The sequence below is a fragment of the Pedobacter sp. KACC 23697 genome (assembly GCF_045348445.1).
Taxonomy (GTDB): domain Bacteria; phylum Bacteroidota; class Bacteroidia; order Sphingobacteriales; family Sphingobacteriaceae; genus Pedobacter.
The window spans coordinates 5,130,456-5,153,513 of record NZ_CP157485.1; the positions used below are offsets into that span (position 1 = coordinate 5,130,456).

Here is a 23,058-nt window from a genome sequence, read left to right on the forward strand (position 1 = left end):
CGGCCGGCTTTGCGGCCAGCCGTTCATTGTGATTGTATTATTTGGCAAGGTAATAGATTTCTACATTCCGTTGCACTTCAGTTAAAATGGCGTGATGAGTTAGTTTACTAAACCTTCAATTTCTACTACTTCCTGTGCATCTTTTTGATAGTCAACTTGATCAATTTCGAAACCGAACAGGCTTAAGAAATCAGATCTGTAACCTGGCAAATCACCTATCGCTGGTAAAGTTTCTGTAGTGGCTTCTTTCCAGAGTTCTGCAACTTTAGCCTGGATATCTTCACGCATTTCCCAATCGTCTATTCTGATTCTTCCTTTTTCATCAACAGGAACCGGGTTGCCGGTATATAATCGATCAGCATATAAACGTTGGATCTGCTCGATGGTACCTTCATGAACACCTTCGGCTTTCATTATTTTATATAATAAAGAGATGTATAAAGGGATTACCGGAATGGCCGAGCTGGCCTGGGTAACCAATGCTTTATTCACCGATACATAAGCTTTGCCATCTATATCTTTTAATTTATCGGTAATTTTAAAAGCAGTAGCTTCCAAATCGTCTTTAGCTCTTCCAATAGTTCCTTTGCGGTATACTGGTTCGGTTAAAGCAGGGCCTATGTATGAATAAGCTACTGTTGTTGCACCTTCGGCAAGCAGATTTTCTGCTTTTAAAGCATCAATCCACATAGACCAATCCTCGCCGCCCATTACAGCAACGGTGTTGGCAATATCTTCTTCGGTAGCTGGCTCAATGGATATTTCGCTTACATTACCCGTGTGGAAATCGACAGTTTTATTGGTGTAGGTGCCACCGATAGGTTTTAAGGTAGAGCGGTGCAATATTTCGGTATCAGGGTGTTTTCTTACCGGAGAAGCCAGGCTATAGATGACAAGATCTATCTGACCAAGGTCTGCTTTGATCAGCTCAATGGTTTTTTGTTTAATTTCTTTAGAGAATGCATCGCCATTTATACTTTTGGCGTATAAACCGGCAGCATGGGCTTCTTTTTCAAAGGCTGCGGTATTGTACCAGCCTGGTGAAGCCGTTTTGCCTTCAGAAGGTGCTTTTTCAAAAAATACGCCAATGGTAGAAGCACCTGAGCCATAAGCAGCAGCAATACGCGAAGCTAAACCGAAACCTGTTGATGCGCCAATCACCAATACTTTTTTAGGACCGTTTATAGCTCCTTTAGATTTTACATATTCAATTTGATTCTTTACGTTTTGCGCGCAACCATCAGGATGTGCGGTTAAACAGATAAAGCCCCTCATTCTAGGTTCGATAATCATTTTTGTTCTTTTTTACGTTTTGTAATATTAAAATAAGCACAGTTTTAAGGTTTTTATAATGCCTTAATGCCCAAATCTTAAACGAAGATATATTTTTAATCGCTTAACGTTAAATGAAATTTGAATATTGAAGATTTTGAATGTGGGAATTTGCCAAGAACGCAGAGTTGCTTGTCAGTTTGATCGGAGTTGAGGGCCACCACCGAGGGCGCTGAGTTTTGCACGGAGGAGCACATAGGGGAGGAACTTTTACTTCTGACCTTTGACTCTTTTTAACCGCAAAGGGACGAAGGTTTTCGCCAAGAACGCAGAGTTGCTTGTCAGTTTGATCGGAGTTGAGGGCCACCACAGAGGGTGCTGAGTTTTGCACGGAGGAGCACAGAGGGGAGGAACTCTTTTACTTCTGACCTCTGTCCCCGGACCTCCGACTCTTTTTAACCGCAAAGGGCACGAGGTTTTCGCAAAGAACGCAGAGTTGCTTGTCAGTTTGATCGGAGTTGAGGGCCACCACAGAGGGTGCTGAGTTTTGCACGGAGGAGCACAGAGGGGAGGAACTCTTTTACTTCTGACCTCTGTCCCCGGACCTCCGACTCTTTTTAACCGCAAAGGGCACGAAGTTTTTCGCCAAGAACGCAAAGTTACCTGTCCGTTTGATCGGAGTTGAGGGCCACCACAGAGGGTGCTGAGTTTTGCACGGAGGAGCACAGAGGGGAGAAACTTTTACTTCTGACCTCTGTCCCCGGACCTCCGACTCTTTTTAACCGCAAAGGGACGAAGGTTTTCGCCAAGAACGCAGAGTTACCTGTCAGTTTGATCGGAGTTGAGGGCCACCACCGAGGGCGCTGAGTTTTGCACGGAGGAGCGCAAAGGGGAGGAACTTTTACTTCTGACCTTTGACTCTTTTTAACCGCAAAGGGACGAAGGTTTTCGCAAAGAACGCAGAGTTGCTTGTCAGTTTGATCGGAGTTGAGGGCCACCACAGAGGGTGCTGAGTTTTGCACGGAGGAGCACAGAGGGGAGGAACTCTTTTACTTCTGACCTCTGTCCCCGGACCTCTGACTTTTGCCCCAGACTTCACACTTTCACATATTTCTACTAATTTAGCGGCACACAGGTAAAACCGGATTATCTATTATGAAAAAAATATTGTTATCTGCCGTGATGGTATTCATCATGGCATCAGGAAGGTTATATGCGCAAACCCAATACCAGAATTCGGGTTGGTTTATGTTTTTAAATAATACCAAATTTAATGATAAATGGGGATTGCAATTTGATCTTCAGGTACGTTCAGCTGATGATTGGGGTTATGTGAGGAATACTTTGGTGAGACCTGCGGTGCAATATTTCATCAATAACAAAAGTAATGTTGCGCTGGGTTATCTGTGGCAGACCACAACAACCGAAGTAATGGGAAGTGCCGATCTTACCCTTCACGAACACCGTATTTTTGAGCAGTACATTTACAACCATAAAATCAGCTCAGTATTTGCCAGTCATAGGTTTAGGGTAGAGCAACGTTTTATCGGTAGAACCGGAGAAGATGTATTTTCGCAAAGGTTTCGTTATTTTGTGAGGTTAATACAGCCCTTACAGAAAACTCAGCCTGCTTTTACAAAGGGTGCTTTTTTGGCTTTACAGAACGAAATCTTCTTAAATCTTCAGAATAAGAGTAAAATCAATAACAGTGTGTTTGATCAGAACAGGGCTTACCTTGCTGCAGGTTATCGTTTTTCTAAGCAATTCGATCTGGAAGCGGGTTACATGAACCAGGCCATGCACGGACTTTCTAACAATACGGTTAACAACATCGTTCAGTTGGCCTTATACACCAGGTTTTAATGTTTTAAAGTCATTTTTTACCTAACAAGCCCAGGCGAAATGTTAAACCTGTTGTAAATGATTGGTCTTTTTGCTCAATTTGCCGCGTGAAAAAAATTACCATTCTATTTTTAGCACTCTTGTTTGGCAAGCGGATGCAGGCACAAGAGGTTCAAAGCTCAGCAACAGATCATACACCAACTTCGAAAAGCCTGTTTAACCCAGAGCATAAAAGAAATTTTTCGCGTAAAGGCGATTTCTTTTTCCACTGGGGTTATAACAGTTCCTGGTATGGTAAGAGCGATATCAGGTTTCAGGGACCGAACTACGATTTTACAATGAAAGATGTAGTTGCACATGATCGGCAATCGAAGTTAAGCTGGGATTATTTAAACCCGGGATTGATTACGGTACCACAGTATAATATCCGCGTAGGATACTTTATCAAAGATAATTATAGTATTTCTATTGGCTGGGACCACATGAAATATGTAATGGATATTCCACAGACTGTTGCCATTACCGGACATATCGGAGCTAATATTACTCCTGAAAATGTATCCACCGGTGCATTGGCAGGCGATTATAATGGACAACTTGTAAATGTTAAAGAAAGCATGCTCACTTATGAGCATACCGATGGTTTTAACTATGCCAATATTGAGGTAGAACGTTATGATGATATCTGGGTAGCACCCGGTGGAAATACTTCGTTAACTTTAGAAACGGGTTTAGGTGGTGGAATTATGGTGCCACGTTCTGACGTACGTTTATTTGGTTTGGGCAGAAACAACCACTGGAATATTTCCGGCTATGGTGTTTCAGCTAAAATCGGGCTTAAATTTTATGTTTGGAAAAATGTTTACCTGCAGAATACCACTAAATTTGGGGCAACTAATTTAACCAATGTGCACACCACTGGCTGGGATGAGTATGATCATGCCAGTCAGAAGATTAATTACATAGAAAATATGTGGTTAATCGGAGTTCAGTTTTAAAAGATATTGGAGGAGGCTTAAGCCTCCTTTTTTGTTTTGAGTGTTATTTGAAATTGCCATGTAAACACAGAAGACACGGAAGTTTCACTTGGCTAATGTTGATATTGCAGTAGAATCCCGAGCAAAAGGGAGGAGTATTTTGGCATATTCCAAAAATTTCTTCCCGGATCTTGGCCATCGCAATGGTGATAATTGATAGATTGCATCGCGCTAAACACCCCAAGCCTGCCCCTCTATCTCCTATCCAACAACCTCCGGTGGTAATTAATCTGCCCCAGGTGATAGGTTAAATGTGTGGTGAGGTGAACGAGGAAAAATTCCGTAGAGGTTTTTTCTTCAAATACCAGTATCGGATACTCGTTATCCATCTGCTCATTGCTTACCTGATCTAAAGTTTTGCTAACAACACCTATGGTAGCTTCAATCATGTTGATCAGCTCCTGTTTCGGGATATCTTTTAAGGAAAATTCCAGTTCGCGGTTTCGAACATAATCGGTGCCACCTAAAATAGCACCAATGTAAGTATTCAGGTTGCCCAGGAGGTGGAGGCAAAGGTTCCCGGCAGAATTTGTAATGCCGTGGCTTATCTGCCAAATATTCTCCTCGCTTTGGTAAGCATCGATTTCGGATTTCAGCCTGTTGAGATCCCGGTTAAAAAGTGTTTTTAGTGTTTCGTTAAGCATCTATTGCAATTTATGAGCTATTTTTTTTGCAGGTTGCGATAATATTTCCTTTCCAGCTTTACTGATCACCAATTGTGCAGGAGGAGCACTTTTTTCGCCCATGACAGTGATAAAACAAGTATACAGATAGTCGCCGTTTTTAAATTGGTAATTGTGGTTTCCGCCACTGCCATCAGGTGTAAATTTACCATTGGTTAAAATCAACTTGGGCTTATCGCTTCTTTTACTTTTTACCGGCCATGAGGCATAGCGGTAATTGTTATTACCCAGGTCATCAATCCTGATCCGGTATTGAACGGTTTCGAAAACGAGAACCGGTTGTGCAAAATTGCTGATTGAGGGGTGAAGGCTACTTTTGTCAACATTTATCAATCTGGCCTGTTCTTTGGCTTCTAACCTCGATTGATGATTAACGGCAATTAATTTCCCATCGGTATCAAGCCATAATTCGCCGTTTAACAACATAATGCCACGCCAGCCAACATCTTTCCAATCGCTATCGGGTTTAGAGCTGATGATCTTTTTGGTTAAGTTATCATCAAAAACTTCTTTGTAGCGTTTTATAAATTCCTGTTTATTTTTAATGGCGGGGATAGGGTAAGCCCTTTTTAAGGGGTAGGCAATTTTATTACTCAGTTTTTCGATATTGCCACTTTTAACTGCATTGATGAATGCAATAACCACAGGGCGGTATTTTTTATCGAGTGTTTTATCCTGTGCGTAAGCAAAGCTGATGATGCTGATGAATAAGGCGGCTAATACTATTTTTTTCATGAGGTAAGGTGTAGGTAAACGAAGATAATTGTTTATAACTAAAAACCGGTTAATATGTTTTTTGTGTGTTAGTAAACCATCTTTTTTTTGGAGCGCAAGGCTTGTGCAAAACACAAAGTTTGCTCCCGTTTTACGCTTGTACGCTTCGCTGCCTCATGCTTCGTTGCTGTAGGGTACCGCTCCAACCGGGGCTAGGTGGCTGGGTCTGTATTTCATATTGGGGGTTTGCAGGGTGCAGAAACTGTTGTCCCTAAACCCGATATGAATGGAAAGCCTGGAAACCCGATCCTTCATCGGGATGAGGACTTGAAATGATAGCGGGACAGACATTAATAGTTGCACTGAACCTGCTTTTCAAATCACGCTTATAAGCTAAAAGGGATATAAAAAAAACGCCCCGAATTTCTCCGGGGCGTTCCTTGTATGATGATGAATCTGATTTTACATTTTTCTTACACCACCTGAACCGATAACAGTTTTATCGATAGTTGGATTGCCAGAATAATTAACGCTTCCTGATCCGCTGATTACGGCCCTGATGCTTTCGCTAACCGCAATATTTACGGTTCCTGATCCGCTGATGGTACTGGTTAATTTTTTTGTTGAAAAAGATTTACCGGAAAATGTACCTGAACTGCTGATGACTACTTTTGCCCGATCGGCACCACCAGTAATATTTATGGCTCCTGAACCGCTGATTACACCACTATAATCATCTACATCGGCTGCTGCTTTAATGTTGCCAGAACCGCTTACAGTGGTGGTTAGGCTACCTGTACTGATTTTTCCGTTAACGGTTAAGTTACCATCGCCACTTACGGTTAAGCTGGCCAGTTCTTTTGCCGATACATAAGCCGTGATTTTTTTGCCTTCGTATTTTCTGGACCAACTGGTAATACTGGTTTGTGGACGGATTACCAAAATGTTGCCTTTAACTTCGGTAACAATCGAGGCCAACGCTTCTGCATCACCTTCTAAATGACAGCTTTCGCTATTCCCGAGCGTTACCATTACATTTATAGGACCTGCCACAGCAACGCCGTTAAAATTTTTTACGTCTCTTTCGTCACTGTTATTTTTGGAAGTGTTGATGCTGATCTGATCTTTTGCAACTACATTAAGGCTAAAGCTTAACGTTAGGGAGGCTAATAATATGGCAAATACCTTTTTCATGGTTATCGATTTTGTTTTTTAGATAAATACTGAACTTTTTCTATAAGACGTTGATTTTTCCAAAAAGTTGCACAAGTTGGAAATTATCGTTTTTGGCCGACTTACGAAGTTAGCCGAATTATAGGCCCAGGGAAACTTCGTAAGTCTGCACAAGATCAACCTTTTTTTAGGTCAATGTAAAAAAGTGGATCCTGTTTAAAATTATCGGCGTTTATACTGGCATCAACCTTTACCGTTTTCCAATCGTTTGTTGGTTTAATTAAAGTGTAAGCTCCGGTTTTTAAGGTTACGCGTACAGGCATGTCGAAACCTTTAACATCGGTTATCCAGCGGTAAGACAGGTTGCCATTATCAATTTTATATTCCAGAACCGGTATTTTGGTATAACGTAAATACTGGTCGAAAATCTTACCCAATTTTAAACCGCTCTGGTTAGAAATGTAATTTTCAATCTGGGCAGAAGTTACGGTCTGATGATAAAAAGTTTTGTTTAATCCGCGGAGAATCTGTCTGAATTTCTCGTCGTTGTTAATGAGCTGACGAATAATGCTGATCATGTTCGCTCCTTTTGGGTACATATCGCCCGAACCTTCCTTATTTACACCATAAGGACCAATGATAGGAATATCATTGCGGATAATTTTTTGTAGTCCGATTACATATTCATCAGCAGCTGCCTTATTTTCGGTACATTCGGTAAACAATACTTCCGAATAATTGGTAAAAGCTTCGTGTATCCACATATCGGCAATGTCTTTTGAGGTGATATTGTTTCCGAACCATTCATGTCCGCTTTCATGGATGGTAATGAAATCCCATTTTAAACCATGGCCGGTGCCGCTTAAATCTTTCCCTAAATAACCCTGTTTAAACTGATTGCCATAAGCTACTGCACTTTGATGTTCCATGCCTAAATGCGGTGCCTGAACAAGTTTGTAGCCATCCTTATACCAGGGGTAAGGACCGAACCAATATTCGAAACATTTTAACATGGGTTTAACATCGGCATCCCAATGCGGGCGGGCTCTGGCGCTGTCTGTTTGTAGCGCCCAATAATCGATGCTGAGTTTGCCGTTTTCGCCATCATAACTATCTTGCCAATGGGCGTATTGACCAATATAAAAGGTAACATCGTAATTGTTGATAGGATTGCTTACAAACCAGTTGTATTGTTTATAACCATCAGGTTTATCGACGGTGTTTCTCAATCTTCCGTTAGATATTTCCTGTAAAGTTTTAGGAACAGTAATGCTGATTAACATACTGTCTACCTCATCGCTCTGGTGGTCTTTATTGGGCCACCACACACTGGCGCCAAGCCCTTGACAGGCTACAGAAACAAATGGATTACCTGCAGCATCTTTTTTGAAGATAAAACCACCATCCCACGGTGGGGTTTTAGCCACTGTAGGATTACCCGAATAAAAAACCGTGAATTTATCTTTACTACCATTCTTAATTGCTTTGGGGAAGGTTACAAAAACAGCATTATATTCTCTTTTGAAAGGTAAATCAGTGCCCTTGTAGACCACTTTTTCTACTTTGAGGTTATCGAAAAGATCGAATTGAAGTTTGGTGAAATCCTGTGTAGCGGTAAAAGCAAATTCGTTGCTTCCGGCAATGGATTTCTGATCGATATCGATTTTTACGTCTAAATGGTAATAGTTAATATTGTAACAAGTACGTAAAGGAGTAAGTGTTCCACGGAGGCTATCGGCCCGGGAGTTTACCTGGTTTTTGCCCAGCATTTGCGCCTGTGCAGCAAGAATGCAGAAAGCAAGTGCAAGGAGGATAAATAATTTTTTCATTTATTTACGGGTTGACCAACGCTTTCTGTTCGTGGAGACACGAACCGAGGCTTTGGGATTATTTAAAAACGACTAATTATTACACGCTCGTTGGAAACGAGCGTGAAGCTTATTTTATCACGTCAACTTCAATAAAACTATCGTTAAAAACCGTTTGTGTGGCTTTAATGTAATCTGCTTCAGTTGCTTTATAAGGGTTTTCTACAAATTTTTGCGGATTACGGGCAAATAACGGGAAAGCTGTGCTTTGCACCTGAATCATAATCCTGTGCCCTTTTTTAAAAGTGTGTAATACATCCTGCAATTGAAAATTTACATCGGTTTTTTGATTGGCCACCAAAGCTTCTGGTTTTTCAAAGCTGTTGCGGAAACGGGCAGGCATTACTTCCGAACGCACCATTTGCCAGTAATTGCTGAGGGTAATGTTCTTGTTTGGCATGTAAGGATTGTTTGGCTCATCGGCTGGATATACATCAATCAGTTTTACTATGAAATCGGCATCGGTACCGGTAGTGGCAATTTTAAGGTGCGACATAATTTCGCCGCCCAAAGTAATGTCGTTATCTAATATATCGGTTTGGTAAACCAGTACATCTGGCCTCCTGCCTGCAAAGCGCTGATCTTCGCTCATGTAGTTATGCGGGGTAAAACCTAATGTAGTGGTTAAATCTTCTGTGTAGGGAACTGGTTTTAACGGATCGCTGATGTAATTTGCTGAGCCAGCGGCTGAAGGAGCGGTTATGCTTAATTTACCATCTGCTCCCAAATATAATTTTTGTTTGCTTGCTTTTACTGACGGCCATTTGTCAAAGGTTTCCCATTGTTTTTTGCCGGTATCGAACATATAGGCTTCTGGAAGTCCGGTGTTTTTATCACCATTGCCTTTTAAGAAGTGGTTAAAAAATTTGGCTTCGATTTCTTTCTGGTAAAAAGTAGCAATGCTATCGCCAAAATACACGTTGCTGTGCATCGTGTGGCCGGTTTCACGGCTCCATCTGCCATGTCCGAATGGGCCCATCACGATAGTATTATAAGCATTAGGATTTTTCCTTTCGATGGTTTTGTAAATGTTTAACGGTCCTGATAAATCTTCCGCATCGTACCAGCCACCTACTACCATTACTGCGGGTTTAATAGTACCATAATGCTTTAGTAAACCACGTTTTTGCCAAAATTCATCGTAATTGGGGTGGTTGATGGTTTCTTGCCAAAAGAAGTTGTTTTTATAATACTTATCGGCATTGGTTAACGGGCCAAGATCTAAAGCAAACTGATAGCCATCTTTGGTTTTCGGCAAAATCAGCTGGTTATTGTACCAGGGTTTTGAAGTTGTATCTGTTTTCTGCACACCAAATACCGGAAAAGTCATGAAATAACTTTGCAAAAATGATCCGTTATGATGGAAATCATCGAAAAAGAAATCGGAAATTGGTGCCTGCGGCGAGGATGCTTTTAACGCAGGGTGATTGCTTAAAATTCCGGCTGCGGTATAAAAACCTGGATAAGAAATGCCCCATTGCCCCACTTTACCATTATTGTTGGCCACATTTTTAACCAGCCAATCAATGGTGTCATAAGTATCAGAGCCTTCATCCACATCCTTCTTCGATTTTTTATTGTCGATTACAGGTGTCATGTTGGTCCAGGTACCTTCGCTTTTCCAGCGTCCGCGTACATCCTGCATCACTACAATGTAACCTTCTTTCATCATCAGATCTGAAGGGCCTAAACGTGCAGGAAATTTGTCTTCACCATAAGGGGCAACACCATAACAGGTACGCTGCATCATCATCGGATACTTTTTATCCTTCGAAGCATCTTTTGGCGTATAAATGGCTGTAAAAAGTTTAGTGCCATCGCGCATGGGGATGTAAACTTCTTTTTTGGTATAATTTGTTTTTGGATATCCTGCATCGCTTTGCGCAAAGGCCGAAGCGGTTGAAAGCAGGATAATGATGAATTTGAAGTATTTCATTTTTTAAGGATAAGTAAGCTTTTTTTGTGTTTGGTTCGTGTCTCCACGAACCAAGGCGATGGAATCGTAATGCATGGAGATTCCCAATCAAGTTGGGTGACAAAACTCATAACGGCGCGCTGAACATTTTATTTCAACACCGAAACGGTAAGGAAAGAACTGTTATGCACGTCATGATAAATTCTATGTGTTGCTTTTTGGAAATCCTGTGGTTCTGCCTGATAGATATCCATAAATTTCTGCGGATTGCGATCGGCCAGAGGAAACCATGAATTTTGAATCTGGATCATTATTTTGTGTCCTTTTTTAAAGGTATGTGCTACATCTGGCAGGGGATAATTTACTTTGGTAATGGCGCCAGGAACAAAAGCTTCGGGTTTTTCGAAACTGTTGCGGTATTTACCACGCATAATTTCGCCACGCACCAACATTTCGTAACCGCCCATAATTAAGTTTTTGGGATTCGGTACCGGGTTTGGTGCATCTTCGGGATAAACATCGATCAGTTTAACTACATAATCGGCATCTGTTCCGGTGGTAGAAACCACAAGATTAGCCAGCACAGGTCCGGTTAAGGTAATATCTTCTGTTAAAGCATCAGTTTGATAAGTTTTAACATCAGGGCGGCGGGCTGCAAAACGCTGATCGTCTATCATGTACTCGCGGGTGCGCCTGGCCTGAACGCCGTCCTGGTAAGGTACCGGATTATCCGGGTCGCTCACATACTCATCCCAGCTATCGGTTCTGCCTACTTTATCGAAACTGAGCTTTCCGTTGGGTTGTAAATACAGGTTTTTGGTTTCTACTTCTTGCGGCGGCCAGGTGCTGAATTTCTTCCACTCGTTACTTCCGGTTATAAAAATATTAGCTTCTGCTGCATTAAAATCTCCTTCACCTTTTAAATAATGTTTAAAAAAAGGCAGTTCGTATTGCTGCTGATAATCAATACTGGTGGTTTTGCCAAAGTTGATGTCGCCAAGGTAAGCGCCATCACTGCGTACCCAGCCGCCATGAAACCATGGGCCAGCTACCAGGATATTATTAGCGCCAGGATTTTGTTTCTCGATGGCTTTGTAAGTGGCAAAGGTACCATAGGCATCTTCAGCATCGAAAAAACCGCCTACTACCATTACTGCAGGTTTTACCTGGGTTAAATGAGGGGTAATTAAACGTGCTTTCCAGAAAGTATCTAAATTTGGGTGTTTAAATAAATCGTTCCAGAATTTAATGCTGTCTGCAAAATAACGGTCTTTTAAATTTTTAACCGATCCGGCTTCTAAATAAAAGCGATAATTATCCTGAATGGGGAACTGAAAACCTTTGGGCCCTTTATCTGGTGTAATGGGTTTAGGCCTCGGCACACCAAAACTACTCATAAAACTGAAGGCATCCATCAGAAATAACGTACCGCGGTGGTGGAAATCATCACCCATAAACCAATCGGTAACCGGCGCCTGTGGAGAAACGGCCTTTAATGCCGGGTGTGCGTTTGGCAATGATGTGGTAGAATAAAAGCCAGGATAAGAGATGCCGTAAATACCAGCATTTCCATTGTTTCCTTTTACGTTTTTAACCAACCAATCAATGGTATCGTAAGTATCTGTACTTTCATCAATGGCTGTTTTACCTTTTTTACCCACCACTTGTGGGCGGATATCGGCAAAAGTTCCCTCACTCATCCAGCGGCCGCGCACATCCTGGTAAACAAAAATAAAACCCTCACGCATCATGGCCGGAAAACTGCCCAGGCTTAGCTTATATTTATCTTCTCCGTAAGGGGCAACCGTATAAGGCGTACGGTTGATTAAAAACGGATATTTTTTGGATTGATTTTTGGGCATGTATATGGAGGTGAATAACTTAACTCCATCCCGCATGGGGATCTGACGTTCTATTTTGGTGTAGTTTTCTTTTACATAAGCCGAATCGGTTTGCTGAGCCATTAATTTATTAGAAACAAACAGGCAAATTAGAAGGAAGAAAATTCTGATGAGGTTCATTTAAGCTAGTTCTTAAGAATAAAATTTAAATATAGGTGATTAACGATTGATTAGAAAAAATTAGCGCGTAAAAGCTTTGTTAGTATGGAGTGATGTAGAATGGATGACGGAAAATGGAAGAACCTGAAAGTTGGAAGACAGACAACAGGAACTTTGTGCAAGAGAAATTTAAATGCTGATGGTAAATCGTTGCAAATGAAAAACGAATCAGAAAATCTGCAGTTTTATTATCTGTATTTAGAGGCTTAACCCTTTATTCGTCATCACTTTATCAAAATTTAGTTAAATATGGTTAAGGTATAATCTTTTAAGGTTTTTAACCGTCATATTGATGATAGAATTAAACACAAAAAAAATGAATAGGTTATTCAATAAAGTATGGGTTGTTTTTGCTGCAGCAGCAATGATAGCAACCTTGAGTATAGAAAGTGTTTCTGCACAGCGGCCAGGTAGGGGCGGAGGTGGTGCTTCTTTCGGCGGTGGCAGATCAGGCTCTATTGGTTCGTCAAGAGGTGGTGGATTTTCCCATCAGTCCACTATGCGCGGAGCAGGCAGAGGTAGTTTTTCTACCAGTATCCGTTCCGGCAGATCAAGTTATAGCTATTACAGGCCCGGTTATCGGACGGGATATGGCAGACCTTACTATGGTTACAGATTTGGTTTCGGAAGACCTTATTACAGGCCGTACTATAGCTATTATAATTTTTACAGGCCATTTTTAGGTTTCAGGATTAATGTACTGCCATATGGCTACTATCCGTTCTGGTACGGTCCAACCCAGTTTTATTATTCTGGTGGATTGTTCTATCAACAAAATAACGATCAATACGAAGTGGTTACACCACCAGTTGGTGCTGAAGTTCCAAATTTACCATCGGATGCAAATCGGGTAACCATTAACGGCGTTGATTATTACGAATACAAAGGTGTTTATTATACCCAAAAAGAAAATGCTGATGGTAAAACGGTATATGTGGTAGCCGGAAAAGATGGCGTTTTAAATACAACAGATGGTTCGGCCGATGCACATAACATTGGCGATATCATTAATCAGTTGCCTGAAGGATGCAGAGAAGTGACGATTAAAAACGAAAAATATTTTGTTTCGTCCGATGATGTATATTATGAAGAGGTAGTTGATGGAACTAATATTACTTACCGTGTTATTGGTAAGTTGTTTTAAGTATAGTTATTAGGGTTTAGCGTGCAGTCGGATGGTAACATCCGACTGTTTTTGTTTTGAAAAGATTGCTTAATTGTAAGGTTTCTATAGTTATATTGATGTGGTGTCAGATGGTAACTGTGACACCACAAAATAGCCTCCGTGGCAAAAACTATAAATTGTTGCATCAAAAAAACATATTTTTACAGTCTAAATATTTCAATTTGAAATCTATACGGCCATATATCATCGTTTATGCTCTTTTCGCTATTATTTTCTCCTCCTGTTCAGTAACTAAGTATGTTAAAATTAACCAGGTTGAGACCCATATTTCAGCTGTAAAATTTCTGGATGAATACATTATGCCCTTAAACCCTGTTTTCCAAAATACGGTTGTTGGTGGTTTATCGGGGATTGATTATGATGCGGCGCAAAACCAGTATTATCTGGTCAGTGATGATCCGTCGCAATTTAGTCCGGCAAGGATTTACACCGCAAAGATTGAGCTCAAAGAAAATAAAATCGATACCGTGCGGATCACGGGAGTTACCTATCTCTTACAGGAAAACGGAAAACAATATCCCAGATACGGCACGGATAAAAGCGTAAAGCCAGATGGAGAGGCTGTTCGTTATAATCCGGTCACTAAACAATTAATCTGGAGCAGTGAGGGGGAGAGGTTATTTAAAAACGGCGATACGACCATTGTTCAACCCGGTTTAACTTTTATTGCTGGCACCGGAAGATTTTTAGATACCATTGCGCTGCCAAAAGGTTTTTATTTTACCAAAACAGAGAGCGGTCCACGGAAAAATGCATTGTTCGAAGGTTTAACCTATGCCGATCACTATAAAACATTATATGCCAGCCTAGAGGAACCTTTATATCAGGATAGTCCACAATCATCTTTTGGTTATGACAAAGCTTTAACGCGGATTTTGAAGTTCGATGTGGCGACTAAAAAGAATGTTGCACAATATGCCTACAACCTAGGTGCTTTACCTGTTAAACCCAGTGTAGATAACGACTGGAATGTAAATGGTATTTCAGAAATATTGGCGGTTAATAATCATACACTTTTGGTTATGGAAAGGGCCTGGGCAAAAGGGCATGATGACCATACTTTTTTAAAACTTTACCTGGTTGATCTGAGTGGCGCAGAAAATGAGATTGATAATGCCTCTTTCCTTAAAAATCAGCCAAAGCCGCTTACCAAAAAACTTCTTTTCGATTTCGATACCTTAAACAGGCACATCGATAATTTTGAAGGAGTAACTTTTGGGCCAAAACTTGCCAACGGACATCATTCTTTGATATTTTGTGTAGATAATAATTTCAGTAAATCGCAGGTTCAGCAGTTTTTCCTTTTCGAAATAATCCCATAAGCTAATTTCAGTTAAAAATATAATGAGTAAAATAAAAGCCCTGCTTTTCGATTTGGATGGTACATTGATTGATTCTGAAAAGTTTCATTTCGATTGTTGGAATACCTTTTTAGAACCCTATAATGTGCATATCGAACTTAAGGATTGGCTAGGTAATTATGCAGGGATTCCGCTGCCGAAAAATGCTAAAACCATTGTAGACCGCTATAAAATTGATGAAGATTTAGCAAGCTTTATTGATAGGAGAGAAAGGATCACTTTTGATGGTTTTAGAACAACCGACATAGCACTCATGCCTTATGCCTTAGAATTTGTGCAATTTGCTTACGAAAAAGGACTTACGCTTGCAGTAGTTACCGCCAGTCCGAAAGTAGATGTAGAAGCAGTTTTCAAGCGCAATGGTTTGGCCAGATATTTCAGCCTGTTTATCACCCGTACAGATGTAAGCAAATCTAAACCCGATCCTGAGAGTTATAATCTTTGTGTAGAACGCTTGGGCTTAGCAAAAGAAGAGTGCATCGTTTTTGAAGATACCCTCAATGGGGTTAAATCTGCCCTGGCTGCTGGCATTACCTGTTACGCTATCCAAAGTAATGTGCGGGCGCACCAAAAATTAAAAATAGCAGATGAGCTTTTTCTCAGTTTTGCCAATGCCAAAACATTTATGTTACAAAAGGAATTAATTTAGTTCCTGAAAATTAACGAGCTTAGTAATGAAACTACAGGATTTAATATGTTGAAAAAAGGATTATGGGTTTTGTTTGCAAGTTTCGCATTGCTGATCGGGCTCTATCCAACGATTTACTTTTTGATCGATAGAAAATTTGGATTGTTAAATTCAAAATCGGTAGCATTGTTAAGCAATACTTGCTGGAACATTGGTTTTTATACGCATATTATCTTCGGAGGAATTGCTTTATTAATCGGTTGGACACAGTTTAGTTCAAAAATGAGAAACAGGCGGATGGCATTGCACCGGAAACTGGGTAAGGTTTATGTGATTTCGGTGCTGCTTAGCGCATTAGCGGGTATCTGTATCGGATTTTTTGCAACAGGTGGATGGGTTTCTTCCGCAGGATTTATTTGTTTAGGTATTGTTTGGTTTTACACCACATTAAAAGCTTATTTATACATTAAACACGGAGAAATCGTAAAACATCAAAAAATGATGGTTTACAGTTATGCGGCATGTTTTGCGGCGGTAACCTTAAGGATCTGGTTGCCAATTTTGACCATAATGTATGGCGATTTTTTTAAAGCCTATCTGGTTGTTGCCTGGTTATGCTGGATTCCAAATTTGATTGTTGCTTATTTAATCACCAGAAAAGCCACAGATCAATAGGGTGTTTGATTGCTCCATCCGCTGAAATAATTGAATTTTATATGATATCAGCTCCGGAAATTTTAGCCAGTGTCGGATCATTTTCGTCCCATGATCTGCTTCTTTTTGAAGAAAAATGCCGCCTGAAAAAATTCAGAAAAAACGAACTGTTGTTGCGCCAAGGGGAGGTCTGTCAATCGGTCTATTTCATCTTATCAGGATCTTTCTTTCAGTTTCAATTTGATGGCCTGGTGGAAACAATCGTTGATCTGCACCTACCCAAAGAATGGATGTACAATCAACCTAGTTTAATAAACCAAAAGCCATCAGACACCACAATTAAAGCATTTGAGGATGCTGAAGTTATGGAATTGAGTTTATACCACCTGCATGAGCTGATTGCCAGGTCACCATCCTTTTTAAGCTTCGGTAGGATTTTCGACCAGGTGAACCACAGGACTTATCTGTTCGATAATACATTAAATCCGGCACAAAAGTATGGTTACATTAAAAATGCCAAGCCGCTTGTTGTACAGGTCTTTCCTGTTAAAATGATTGCTTCATATCTTAAAATAGCGCCCGAAACACTCAGCAGGGTAAGGGCAAATAAATAAATTTCCTGATTTCGATCAAGTACTGCTTTTGAGAAAATTTCTCATTTTTGAAATAAAAAACTATGCTGACAGAAATCAACCCAAAACTTCCAATGCGTGATAAAGACATCACCAGAGATTTTTATGTGAATAAATTGGGCTTTAAAGATATTGGGGTCGACAATTTTAAAGATTACCTCATGGTGCAAAAAGATCATGTTCAGGTTCACTTTTTTTTATTCGAAGCACTCGATCCGAAAGAAAATTACGGACAGATTTACCTTCGCACAGATGATATAGAGGGTTTATACAAATGGATGTTGGATACTAAACAAAGCATTCACCCCAATGGTCATTTGCAGACAAAACCATGGGGGCAGAAAGAGTTTTCCATGCTTGATCCCGACAACAATCTACTTACCTTCGGACAAGAGGCTTAGCATTTATTGGTTCAATTAGTCAATGGTTTATTCGTAAAATGGTTCATGGCTGCTGTTGATAGTTTGTGGTTGATTGTATAATGGGCTATTTAACCTAATATCAAGGCCAAGCCCAGGCTTATATAGTTGTTTGCCGGATCGATCAAATATTTTATCGTCTTAAAGTAAAATATTTTTATGTTCTGCACTTTTAGACATCTAAACTTTGTGGGGTTATTCTCTTTGGTCTCAATAATGAAGCCTTGATTATGCGTATGGGCGAATACCTATAGGCAGATGTCTGGAATTGGAAGACAATTGCCTAATCTACTTTCAGCTTTCCGCCTTTTTTCCATACATTTGGCTAATCAAAATTCTCAAGAAATTATGCAATACGATGTCGTTGTTATCGGTTCAGGACCGGGCGGTTATGTAGGCGCAATCCGTTGTGCTCAGTTAGGTTTAAAAACTGCAGTAGTAGAAAAATATAAAACTTTTGGAGGTACTTGCTTAAACGTAGGTTGTATCCCATCTAAAGCTTTGTTAGATTCATCGGAGCATTTTCATAATGCTGCTCATACATTTACTACTCACGGTATCGATTTAAAAAGCCTTAAAGTAAATATGCCGCAGATGATTGCCCGTAAAGACGATGTTGTTGCTCAAAATACTGCCGGTATCACTTATCTGTTCAAAAAAAATAAAATCGATTCTTTTGAAGGTGTAGGTTCTTTTGTAGATAAAAATACCATCCTGGTAACCAAATCCGATGGCTCTACCGAAACCCTGTCCGCTAAAAATGTAATCATTGCTACGGGCTCTAAGCCAACAGCTTTACCATTTTTACCGACGGATAAAAAACGCATTATTACTTCAACAGAGGCTTTAAATATTAAAGAAGTTCCAAAGTCGATGGTTGTAATTGGTGGAGGAGTTATCGGTTTGGAGTTAGGTTCTGTTTATGCCCGTTTAGGTACAAAAGTTTCAGTAATTGAGTTTTTGCCTTCCATTATTGCAACAATGGATGCCAGTTTAGGTAAAGAACTTCAACGCGTATTGAAGAAAAACCTGGGCATGGAATTCTTTATGAATCATAAAGTTACCGGTGCTACAAATAATGGTAAAACAGTAACAGTTACTGCCGAAAATGCCAAAGGTGAAGCCGTAAATTTCGACGCTGATTATTGTATCGTGGCTGTTGGCCGTACCGCTTACAGTGAAGGTTTAGGTTTAGATAAAATCGGTATCACTATCGAAGAAAGAGGGAAAAAAATTCCGGTTAACGAGCATTTGGAAACTTCGGTTAAAGGTGTTTATGCCATTGGCGATGTAATTACGGGTGCCATGTTGGCGCATAAAGCTGAAGATGAAGGTACTTATGTTGCTGAAACCATTGCCGGACAAAAACCACACATTAACTATAACCTAATTCCGGGTGTGGTTTACACCTGGCCGGAAGTGGCTTCTGTTGGTTTAACCGAAGAGCAATTGAAAGAAAAAGGAACAAAATACAAAGCAGGTTCATTCCCGTTCAAAGCGAGCGGCCGTGCGAAAGCCAGTATGGATACTGATGGTTTCATTAAAGTATTGGCCGATGCCACTACTGATGAAGTTTTAGGGGTACACATGATTGGTCCGCGTGCTGCGGATATGATTGCTGAGGCGGTTATTGCTATGGAATTCCGTGCATCAGCAGAAGATATTGCACGTACCTGCCATGCGCATCCAACTTATACCGAAGCGTTAAAAGAAGCTGCTTTAGCCGCAACTGATAACCGCGCAATACACATTTAATAATAGTAGCTGAACTTGTTTTAGCAAAACGAATAAAAAATCCCGGTATTGATATCGGGATTTTTTTGTTTTAGTTCCTCTCCATCATTATGAGAACGCTTTAATGATAGAAAAAGTTCAACGGGATAACCACCCAGCGTTACCGTCATCTCAACTGTAACGCAGCGAAATAGAGAAATCTATTTAGGCAGATTTAGCTGCGCACAGCCTCCGGGTTCTCGACTTCGTTGCACTATCATCGAAATGAAGGCTGCTCTGCGTTCCCCTTTCCGCTCTAGTTTTTCTTCACAATTCCTTAACCAAATGATAATGTTCGCAGGCTAAAAAATAGCGTTTTTCACATATATTTTTGCGGCTCAGATATTAAACAAACCATGAACTGTAAAAAACTATTTGGTGCAATCTTGATTGCTTCACTGGCATTTGCTGCCTGTAAAAAAGATTCAAATGATGATCCGATTGTGGATCCTCCGGTCGAAGCTGTTGTTCCAGAAAAAATAGACAGCTTTAAAGAAACGGCATCTATTGATTTAGGCGGTGAATTCGCTTCTGAAATTTCTGCTTACGATCCCTTAACCAAAAGATTATTTGTAGTGAGCAATGATGGTGGGGCCAAAGTTGATGTGGTAGACATGAGCAAATATCCAGCTGTAACAAAAGTGCAAACGCTATCCTTTACAGCCAATGCTGGTATCAACAGTGTGGCAGTTAACAGCGGTTTACTGGCAATCGCTTTAGATGGTGCTGATAAGCAGGGTAATGGTGATGTTTTGGTACTGAAGACTTCAGATTTATCAGAAGTTAAAAAAATTACAGTAGGTGCCATGCCAGATATGGTCACTTTCAGCCCGGATGGCAACTATATTTTATCTGCTAATGAAGGTGAGCCCAATCTGGCCTACACGGTAGATCCAAAAGGAACCATTTCAATCATCAGTATTAAAGATAATTATTCGGTAAAAACAATAGATTTTTCAGCTTTTGAATCGCAAAAAGCTTCTTTGCTGGCTGGTGGTTTCAGGATCTATGGTTATAATGCCAGTTTTACCCAGGATATAGAGCCGGAATACATTACAGTAAGCAACGATTCTAAAAAGGCTTATGTTACGCTTCAAGAAAACAACGGTGTTGCCGAAGTAGATATTTTAGCAGGAAACATTACAAAGATTTTTCCGTTAGGTACGAGAGACATTAGCCTGGCAGATAATGCATTTGATGTAAGCGATAAAGATGGCAAAAAAGTATTGGGTACATGGCCAATAAAAGCTTATTACCTGCCAGATGCAATCTCTTATTTTACGTCAAGCGGTACGGCCTATTTGGCACTGGCCAATGAAGGCGATACCCGTCAGGATTATACACCAAAAGAATCAAAAGAAGAGGTTCGCGTAAAGGATCTTATTTTAGATCCGGTTAAATTCCCAAATGCAGCAACTTTGCAGCTAGATGCAAATCTGGGAAGACTTACCGTAACCAACACCGCAGGTTTTACTATGGTTGGTACAAATAAGGTATACCAGGAATTATTTTCAACCGGAGGAAGAAGTGTGAGTATTCTGAACGCAAATACTGGAGCTTTGGTGGCCAACATTGGTAAAGACCTTGAACAGCACGTAATTGATGCCGGTAAATACGACGACGATCGCTCAGACAATAAAGGGGTTGAAGTAGAAAGTGTAACGGTTGCCCAGGTAAACGGACAAACCCTGGCATTTATTGGTATGGAACGTGCAGATGCAATTGCTATTTATGATGTAACTAATCCGGCAGCACCAAAATTTGTTCAGTTATTCGCTACCGGCGATGCACCGGAAGGTTTGATGTTTGTTAAACCAAAAGATAGCCCTAACGGAAGAAGTTTATTAATTGTTTCAAATGAAGGAGATGGTACCGTTCGGTTCTATCAGCCCGATAAAATATAGTCTCTCTATCCCTTTATTAATTATTATGTTTAATCCCGGTATTGATATCGGGATTTTTTTGTTTTACTCAATTTCTCCGGTTCGAATTTAAATTTTCTGCATTGATCTTTAGTCTTTTCCCTTTTTTCTCTGAATAATAAAAACTTAGCCCTATATTGCGCTACAATAAAACTTTAGGGGTGCCTTCAAATCAGTTGGCTGAGAATATACCCTTTTTATAGGTGGAAGGTAAATGGTAAAAGGCGGAAGGTTATAAAACCCTATGCCCTACGCCCCAAACCCTACGCTTCATAAATGGACCTGATCCGGATCATGCCGGCGTAGGAAATTAGTTTGTCTGCAATAATTGCATAAAATGCCTTCGGCATTTGAAGACTCCTGAAGTTGTACACAAAATGAAGTCTTTAGCAATGAATTATATTCAGGTATTAACAATAGCCGGCTCAGATAGCGGTGGTGGTGCGGGCATTCAGGCAGATCTGAAGACCTTTTCGGCCCTGGGCTGTTTTGGTACATCGGTCATTACGGCTGTGACCGCACAGAATACACTAGGGGTGCGTTCCGTTCACGGTATTCCGGCTACGATTATTAAAGATCAGCTGCAGGCAGTATTGGATGATCTATCACCAGTGGCTATTAAAATCGGCATGATTAACCGGGCAGAAGTGGTCGATGTAATTGAAACAGAACTTAAACATTACCCGGCTAAGGTACCTGTTATTTTAGATCCGGTAATGGTCGCTACCAGTGGTCACCGCTTAATCGAACCCGATACCGTTAATCAATTGGTAGAAAAATTATTTCCCATCGTTAGTTTAGTTACACCAAATATAGATGAGGCCATAATCCTTTCCGGACAAGAAATCAATAACCTTGATGATATGGTTGCAGCAGGCAAGAAAATCATCGAAAAGGGCGCAAAAGCAGTTTTGGTTAAAGGTGGTCATTTGGCTGGCCCCATTATTTATGATGTACTCATTTCTGGCACCGAAATTCCGGTGGTTTTAGAAAGTGCCTTTATTGCTTCTAAAAATCTGCATGGAACAGGTTGTACACTTTCATCGGCTATCGCTGCCGAAATGGCAAAGGGCAACAATTTATTATCCGCAATAAAAGATGCAAAAAAATACATCAGCCAGGCCTTACAGGCAGGCAGCGAAGTAAAAACAGGTGAAGGCAACGGACCGCTAAACCACTTTTTCGAACCTTTAAAATTAATTATCCAATGAAGTGGAGCGAACAGGCATGGGAAAGGGTTAGGCCCATCTATAACCAAATTTTAAGCATGCCCTTTAATACGGAGCTGAGCAACGGCACCTTAGCAAAAGAAAAATTTATTTTCTATTTAGCACAGGATGCCTATTACCTTTTAGAATTCGGGCGGACGTTAAGCGCGATTAGCGGACGTATGCAAAAGGCAGATTTAGTGATGGCTTTTGCCGGGTTTTCTACAGGTGCTATTTTTGCCGAGCGGAGTCTGCATGAAAGCTATTTTGTAGAATTTGGTTTGGAAAGCGAAGTGCAACCAACCCCATCTACACTATTATATACCAATTATATGCTTAGTCAGGCTGCCTATGCCCATGTAGAAATCGCAGTAGCAGCTGTTTTGCCATGCTTTTGGATTTATAAGGCTGTCGGCGATTATATTTTTGCTCAGCAAAACGGAAACGAAAATCCTTACCAAAGGTGGATCGATATGTATGCCGGTACAGAATTTGCAGCTGCAGTAGAAAAAGCAATTGATATTACAGATGAACTGGCAGCACAGGCGAATGCTGCAACTCAACAAAAAATGTTGGAAGCTTTCGAAATGGCTACCCGTTTAGAATGGATGTTCTGGAACAGTTCTTATGAATTGGAAAAATGGAAAATCTAATATTTTACCCGTGTAAACAACAAAATATTTTGATAAAATGTTAAAAATCTGTCGGTAT

The 23,058-nt window shown here is 40.5% G+C and carries 19 protein-coding genes; 12 read left to right on the forward strand and 7 right to left on the reverse strand.

Translation table 11 applies throughout. From position 1 onward, the window contains the following. Positions 1–99 precede the first annotated feature (99 nt). The gene (gene fabV, locus ABEG20_RS21050; RefSeq protein ID WP_406825173.1) at positions 100–1,293 is read right to left on the reverse strand and encodes an enoyl-ACP reductase FabV; all 1,194 of its coding nucleotides are present in this window, start codon (positions 1,291–1,293) and stop codon (positions 100–102) included. A gap of 1,134 nt (positions 1,294–2,427) precedes the next feature. Here fabV and ABEG20_RS21055 point away from each other — a divergent pair. Together ABEG20_RS21055 and ABEG20_RS21060 are read left to right on the forward strand one after the other, a co-directional pair. Continuing rightward, positions 2,428–3,135, forward strand: coding sequence for a DUF2490 domain-containing protein (locus ABEG20_RS21055; protein ID WP_406825174.1), 708 nt, complete (start codon positions 2,428–2,430; stop codon positions 3,133–3,135). Between the two features lie 86 nt (positions 3,136–3,221). Next, positions 3,222–4,112, forward strand: a complete 891-nt coding sequence (locus ABEG20_RS21060; RefSeq protein WP_406825175.1) for a hypothetical protein — start codon at positions 3,222–3,224, stop codon at positions 4,110–4,112. Positions 4,113–4,345: 233 nt separating this feature from the next. Here ABEG20_RS21060 and ABEG20_RS21065 read toward each other — a convergent pair whose 3' ends face one another. The 6 genes from ABEG20_RS21065 to ABEG20_RS21090 form a co-directional block, all read right to left on the reverse strand. Continuing rightward, positions 4,346–4,795, reverse strand: a complete 450-nt coding sequence (locus tag ABEG20_RS21065) for a DinB family protein (protein WP_406825176.1) — start codon at positions 4,793–4,795, stop codon at positions 4,346–4,348. Then, positions 4,796–5,569, reverse strand: a complete 774-nt coding sequence (locus ABEG20_RS21070) for a hypothetical protein (RefSeq protein ID WP_406825177.1) — start codon at positions 5,567–5,569, stop codon at positions 4,796–4,798. It abuts the gene before it with no gap. A gap of 441 nt (positions 5,570–6,010) precedes the next feature. Beyond that, positions 6,011–6,742, reverse strand: coding sequence for a head GIN domain-containing protein (locus ABEG20_RS21075; RefSeq protein ID WP_406825178.1), 732 nt, complete (start codon positions 6,740–6,742; stop codon positions 6,011–6,013). Positions 6,743–6,897: 155 nt separating this feature from the next. Then, entirely contained in the window at positions 6,898–8,550 is a 1,653-nt protein-coding gene (locus ABEG20_RS21080) for a M1 family metallopeptidase (RefSeq protein WP_406825179.1), read from the reverse strand. Between the two features lie 109 nt (positions 8,551–8,659). Beyond that, positions 8,660–10,525 carry a CocE/NonD family hydrolase gene (locus ABEG20_RS21085; RefSeq protein ID WP_406825180.1) on the reverse strand — a complete coding sequence of 622 codons (1,866 nt, stop codon included), beginning with the start codon at positions 10,523–10,525 and terminating at the stop codon, positions 8,660–8,662. Positions 10,526–10,653: 128 nt separating this feature from the next. After that, positions 10,654–12,468: a CocE/NonD family hydrolase gene (locus ABEG20_RS21090; protein ID WP_406825181.1), complete on the reverse strand. Its 1,815-nt coding sequence runs from the start codon at positions 12,466–12,468 to the stop codon at positions 10,654–10,656. Between the two features lie 412 nt (positions 12,469–12,880). Here ABEG20_RS21090 and ABEG20_RS21095 point away from each other — a divergent pair, with 412 nt between their 5' ends. The 10 genes from ABEG20_RS21095 (at position 12,881) to ABEG20_RS21140 (ending at position 23,000) form a co-directional block, all read left to right on the forward strand. After that, a complete protein-coding gene (locus ABEG20_RS21095; RefSeq protein WP_406825182.1) occupies positions 12,881–13,708 on the forward strand; it encodes a DUF6515 family protein in 828 nt (275 codons plus the stop codon). Positions 13,709–13,911: 203 nt separating this feature from the next. Next, a complete protein-coding gene (locus tag ABEG20_RS21100; RefSeq protein ID WP_406825183.1) occupies positions 13,912–15,072 on the forward strand; it encodes an esterase-like activity of phytase family protein in 1,161 nt (386 codons plus the stop codon). A 22-nt stretch (positions 15,073–15,094) separates the two neighbouring features. Beyond that, positions 15,095–15,760 carry an HAD family hydrolase gene (locus ABEG20_RS21105; RefSeq protein ID WP_406825184.1) on the forward strand — a complete coding sequence of 222 codons (666 nt, stop codon included), beginning with the start codon at positions 15,095–15,097 and terminating at the stop codon, positions 15,758–15,760. A gap of 45 nt (positions 15,761–15,805) precedes the next feature. Then, positions 15,806–16,414, forward strand: a complete 609-nt coding sequence (locus ABEG20_RS21110; protein ID WP_406825185.1) for a DUF2306 domain-containing protein — start codon at positions 15,806–15,808, stop codon at positions 16,412–16,414. A gap of 41 nt (positions 16,415–16,455) precedes the next feature. Next, complete coding sequence (locus ABEG20_RS21115; RefSeq protein ID WP_406825186.1) at positions 16,456–17,007, forward strand: Crp/Fnr family transcriptional regulator; 552 nt, start codon at positions 16,456–16,458, stop codon at positions 17,005–17,007. A 62-nt stretch (positions 17,008–17,069) separates the two neighbouring features. After that, positions 17,070–17,426, forward strand: coding sequence for a bleomycin resistance protein (locus ABEG20_RS21120; RefSeq protein WP_406825187.1), 357 nt, complete (start codon positions 17,070–17,072; stop codon positions 17,424–17,426). Between the two features lie 366 nt (positions 17,427–17,792). Continuing rightward, complete coding sequence (gene lpdA, locus ABEG20_RS21125) at positions 17,793–19,199, forward strand: dihydrolipoyl dehydrogenase (RefSeq protein ID WP_406825188.1); 1,407 nt, start codon at positions 17,793–17,795, stop codon at positions 19,197–19,199. A 374-nt stretch (positions 19,200–19,573) separates the two neighbouring features. Beyond that, positions 19,574–21,121: a choice-of-anchor I family protein gene (locus tag ABEG20_RS21130; RefSeq protein ID WP_406825189.1), complete on the forward strand. Its 1,548-nt coding sequence runs from the start codon at positions 19,574–19,576 to the stop codon at positions 21,119–21,121. 395 nt (positions 21,122–21,516) lie between these two features. Next, a complete protein-coding gene (thiD, locus tag ABEG20_RS21135; protein WP_406825190.1) occupies positions 21,517–22,350 on the forward strand; it encodes a bifunctional hydroxymethylpyrimidine kinase/phosphomethylpyrimidine kinase in 834 nt (277 codons plus the stop codon). Continuing rightward, positions 22,347–23,000 carry a TenA family protein gene (locus ABEG20_RS21140; protein WP_406825191.1) on the forward strand — a complete coding sequence of 218 codons (654 nt, stop codon included), beginning with the start codon at positions 22,347–22,349 and terminating at the stop codon, positions 22,998–23,000. The genes thiD and ABEG20_RS21140 overlap by 4 nt, the downstream gene beginning before the upstream one ends. Positions 23,001–23,058 lie beyond the last annotated feature (58 nt).

What these genes read in the sequence shown, in the direction of transcription:
- ABEG20_RS21140 (WP_406825191.1), top strand. Translation starts at nt 22,347, where the DNA reads ATGAAGTGGAGCGAACAGGCATGGGAAAGGGTTAGGCCCATCTATAAC.
- lpdA (WP_406825188.1), top strand. Translation starts at nt 17,793, where the DNA reads ATGCAATACGATGTCGTTGTTATCGGTTCAGGACCGGGCGGTTATGTA.
- ABEG20_RS21075 (WP_406825178.1), bottom strand. Translation starts at nt 6,742, where the DNA reads ATGAAAAAGGTATTTGCCATATTATTAGCCTCCCTAACGTTAAGCTTT.
- ABEG20_RS21055 (WP_406825174.1), top strand. Translation starts at nt 2,428, where the DNA reads ATGAAAAAAATATTGTTATCTGCCGTGATGGTATTCATCATGGCATCA.
- ABEG20_RS21120 (WP_406825187.1), top strand. Translation starts at nt 17,070, where the DNA reads ATGCTGACAGAAATCAACCCAAAACTTCCAATGCGTGATAAAGACATC.
- ABEG20_RS21115 (WP_406825186.1), top strand. Translation starts at nt 16,456, where the DNA reads ATGATATCAGCTCCGGAAATTTTAGCCAGTGTCGGATCATTTTCGTCC.
- fabV (WP_406825173.1), bottom strand. Translation starts at nt 1,293, where the DNA reads ATGATTATCGAACCTAGAATGAGGGGCTTTATCTGTTTAACCGCACAT.
- ABEG20_RS21130 (WP_406825189.1), top strand. Translation starts at nt 19,574, where the DNA reads ATGAACTGTAAAAAACTATTTGGTGCAATCTTGATTGCTTCACTGGCA.
- ABEG20_RS21090 (WP_406825181.1), bottom strand. Translation starts at nt 12,468, where the DNA reads ATGGCTCAGCAAACCGATTCGGCTTATGTAAAAGAAAACTACACCAAA.
- ABEG20_RS21070 (WP_406825177.1), bottom strand. Translation starts at nt 5,569, where the DNA reads ATGAAAAAAATAGTATTAGCCGCCTTATTCATCAGCATCATCAGCTTT.
- ABEG20_RS21110 (WP_406825185.1), top strand. Translation starts at nt 15,806, where the DNA reads ATGTTGAAAAAAGGATTATGGGTTTTGTTTGCAAGTTTCGCATTGCTG.
- ABEG20_RS21065 (WP_406825176.1), bottom strand. Translation starts at nt 4,795, where the DNA reads ATGCTTAACGAAACACTAAAAACACTTTTTAACCGGGATCTCAACAGG.
- ABEG20_RS21105 (WP_406825184.1), top strand. Translation starts at nt 15,095, where the DNA reads ATGAGTAAAATAAAAGCCCTGCTTTTCGATTTGGATGGTACATTGATT.
- ABEG20_RS21080 (WP_406825179.1), bottom strand. Translation starts at nt 8,550, where the DNA reads ATGAAAAAATTATTTATCCTCCTTGCACTTGCTTTCTGCATTCTTGCT.
- thiD (WP_406825190.1), top strand. Translation starts at nt 21,517, where the DNA reads ATGAAGTCTTTAGCAATGAATTATATTCAGGTATTAACAATAGCCGGC.
- ABEG20_RS21095 (WP_406825182.1), top strand. Translation starts at nt 12,881, where the DNA reads ATGAATAGGTTATTCAATAAAGTATGGGTTGTTTTTGCTGCAGCAGCA.
- ABEG20_RS21085 (WP_406825180.1), bottom strand. Translation starts at nt 10,525, where the DNA reads ATGAAATACTTCAAATTCATCATTATCCTGCTTTCAACCGCTTCGGCC.